This window comes from Ruegeria sp. CK3 (genome assembly GCF_056536565.1).
Genome location: NZ_JBQFPV010000035.1, coordinates 1 through 764, shown reverse-complemented (window position 1 = coordinate 764; position 764 = coordinate 1). Strand labels below are relative to the sequence as shown.

At 50.5% G+C, this 764-nt stretch carries 1 protein-coding gene; it reads left to right on the top strand.

Features of this window, described 5'->3' with window-relative positions; all coding sequences use genetic code 11:
• Positions 1-93: 93 nt before the first annotated feature.
• Positions 94-764: IS6 family transposase (locus tag ACR0C3_RS23290; protein WP_480760789.1), on the top strand; the 671-nt coding region annotated here is incomplete at its 3' end.

Here is a 764-nt window from a genome sequence, read left to right as displayed (position 1 = left end):
GGATGTGTCGCAAACTCTGAGGTATAGTTGACGAGCCTGGGTGATCTGAGTTTTTTGTACTAGTCGATTAATTTTCGAACAGGTTATTTGAGCATGATCTCGTTAAAGGGCTGTCATTTCCCTAAGGATGCAGTTTTGTACGCTGTTTACTTCTATCTGCGGTACACGGTGTCCTATCGTGACTTGGAAGAGATCATGGCTGAGCGCGGTGTGCGAGTTGATCATGCCACATTGAATAGGTGGGTTGTGAAATACTCGCCGATCGTCGCTGCTCGTGCGCAGTCAAAGAAGCGTCCAACACTGAGTTCATGGCGCATGGACGAGACCTATATTCGTGTTCGCGGCAATTGGGTGTACCTCTATCGGGCCGTCGACAAAGCTGGGAATACTCTTGATTTCATGCTGTCTGAGCGCAGGAACCGTCCAGCAGCAGCAAGGTTCTTTGGCAAAGCGCTATCGACGAATGGAATCCCGAGCAAGATCGTCATCGACAAAAGCGGCGCCAACGCGGCGGGCATTCGAGAGGTGAACAGGATCCTGAAGCGGTTCGGCTGCCTAGCCAAAATCCAAACGGTCAGGTCCAAGTATCTGAATAACCTGATCGAACAAGATCATCGGTTTATCAAGCGTCGCATACGGCACATGTGCGGGTTCAAATCGTTCAGATCCGCATCAGCTACTTTGGACGGTATCGAAGTCGCCAACATGATCCGGAAGCGGCAATTCTCAAGCGATAAGACTTCCGGCTTTCAGCTATTCGCCGA